The sequence below is a fragment of the Polaromonas sp. P1_E3 genome, from assembly GCF_056405935.1.
The window spans coordinates 1-2,486 of the sequence record NZ_JBFUBD010000385.1; the positions used below are offsets into that span (position 1 = coordinate 1).

General features: G+C 56.0%; 2 protein-coding genes and 1 pseudogene. All 3 read right to left on the reverse strand.

Features of this window, described 5'->3' with window-relative positions; all coding sequences use genetic code 11:
- Positions 1-614 (reverse strand): annotated as a pseudogene (locus AC1D0Z_RS19580) (Tol-Pal system beta propeller repeat protein TolB); the annotation flags it as partial.
- Between the two features lie 13 nt (positions 615-627).
- Complete coding sequence (locus AC1D0Z_RS19585; protein ID WP_477659845.1) at positions 628-1,470, reverse strand: glycosyltransferase family 2 protein; 843 nt, start codon at positions 1,468-1,470, stop codon at positions 628-630.
- Entirely contained in the window at positions 1,467-2,246 is a 780-nt protein-coding gene (locus tag AC1D0Z_RS19590; RefSeq protein WP_477659846.1) for a glycosyltransferase family 2 protein, read from the reverse strand. Before AC1D0Z_RS19590 ends, AC1D0Z_RS19585 begins: the two co-directional genes overlap by 4 nt.
- Positions 2,247-2,486: the final 240 nt, after the last annotated feature.

The window sequence follows — 2,486 nt, forward strand, 5'->3', positions numbered from 1 at the left end:
CACGATGGCGAAATAATGGGCTCGGGGCTGGTGAGCGCGGATTGGGCGCCTTCGCCATCCGAATCCGCGACCCAGAGGTTGTACTTTTGAGCGGCTTTGGTGACGTAGGCAATCCGTGTTGAAAAAACACCTTTTTCGCCAGTGAGTTTTTCATACACAAAGTCGGAAATGCGGTGCGCAGACAATCGCAGGTCAGCTGGCCCGACCGTATAGCTTTGACCACCCAGATCCTGCCCGCGCACGATGTCCCAAAGGCGAAGGCGAACGTCGAAACGCCCATCTGCCATGGGAGAAACGCTGCCGGTCACCATCGAATCAGCGCCTTTTTGTTTCCAGGCGGCTAGATCGGGTCGGGTATTCTCATCAGCAACAATCCCGGCGGTGTCGACAGGGCGGAACATGCCGCTGCGCTCCAGGTCGGCCCGAACAATGGCACCGATTTTTTGCGGCGCCTGCGCTTCCCCCCGAAAGGTGGCGATAGCGATGGGTAACTGGGTCAGCCCAACGCCGGAAACCTCAACGCGAAATTGCGCCAGAGCCGGCAACGCTGGGAGCGTAGCGGCCACCAGCATTGCAGCAACGGTTCGACGGCGAATAGGAGATGTGATGCTCATGGTTTTTTTTTGATCAATGCAGATGCGTTATTTTGAGGGGTGTTTCGGGAGCAATCTGGCTTAGTCCCTTCTCCGCCTGGATGACAGCAGTTTTCATGCGCTGAAGCACCCGGGTTTTATTGATCGACTCCTGGTCGCGTTTATTTTCTCGATGCCAGAGATGAAATACTTCTGTGCCCATAAACCCGTTTTTTCGCCGAATTCCCATATGGCTGAGCCTTAGCACCAGATCGGCATCTTCATGGCCCCATCCCTGGAAGGTCTCGTCAAACCCGTTGACTTTAAAAAAATCGCCTCGCCAGACTCCCAGGTTGCAGCTGCGGATGCCTTGCCACTGAAAGCCTTGTTTTACCCTGAATAAACGCCATGGCCAGGGAAGGAGGTGCAATAATTTGTTGCTATTGCCCTGCAGCCGGGCGCGAATCCAGAAAGATACAGGACGGCTGGGTAAATCAATAGCGCCGTTGACTACATCTTCTGTAAGACGTTGACTGAGGAGTACCCGGCTTCCGTTGACAAAACACCCCGGTTCGGCCAAGCGGGTGTGTGCCGCCACAAAGTGCGGCCCGGGAACGCAATCTCCATCGAGAAAAACCAGGTAATCGGCGGTGGCCAGGCTGGCGCCAAGGTTCCGGGCTTGCGCAGCGGTAAAGCCTACGTCGGGATGCCAGACGTGTCGAACGGGGCACCTGAAGGTCGGGCAGGCGTTGAGCAGCATGTCCACCTGGTCGCGTCGCGAGCCGTCATCGGCAATTACCACTTCATGATCTTCGCCACATTGGCTTGAAAGCGACCTCAGCACCACCAGCAGCGCATCCGTCCGGTTGTACGTGAGCACGACAAAGCTGATTTTCATGTTGCGCCAGCCGAGCCATGTTCATCGGGCCTCTGGCGCTGCAACAACCACAGTTTGAGATACCTGTAGTACGTGCCCTCCGCATTGGAAACAGCGAGCACAAACCCCATCCTCCCATCGAGAAAGCCGAGCCGCAGGAAGTAGGTGCGAATGAAAGCCCATAGCCCGTGCCCGACTGCTTTACCGATAGATGCAGATCGGCCTTTGTCCCGCAGAATTTGGGCTCCCGCAGTGGAATAGCGATTTGCCTTGTCGAGCACCGCTTCGAAATTGAGAAAACTTTCATGCATCAGAGGAGATTGCAATTGCCCCACCGGTCGGGATGTCACCAATCGCTCGTGCACCAGGTCTTCACTGAAGCGCGCCGCGCTACGCCGGAACAGGCGGGTAACCCGATCCGGATACCACCCAGAGTGGCGCATGTACTGGCCGCAGTAGCTCGACAGTCTGGGAAAAGAATACACGTCAAACACTGGAGCGGAAAGACACGCCAGGATTTCAGCCTGCAGCTGGGCGGTAACGCGCTCATCCGCATCCACCGAAAGCACCCATTCCGATGTCGCCAGGGCAAGAGCCCTGTTTTTCTGGACACCAAACCCCCGCCAGTCAGAAGCTGTGCCAACCTCTGCACCTAATGAAGCAGCAATCTTCACGGTATCGTCCGTACTGCCGGAATCCAGCACCACAAGTTGATTCGCAAAACTTACCGCGCGGAGACAGGCTTCAATATTGTGGGCTTCGTTATGGGTAATGACGATGACGGACAAGCTGGCCAACGAATGCCTTTCTCCAACGTGATAAAGAAGATTTTGCCAATGAAACGCATGGCGGACCAACGCCCGGACAGCATAGCAGACAACCCCTGGCAACCGGGCATTTGAACGAACGGGAATCGCCGATAATGCAGGCTTTCCTCAAGCGGGCGCGCCATTATTTTGCCTCATAAGAACGTCAATTTCCGGCTGGTTGTGGTCTGCGCGATGGCGGCATCCGTCGGGCTTTCCATGGCAATCATC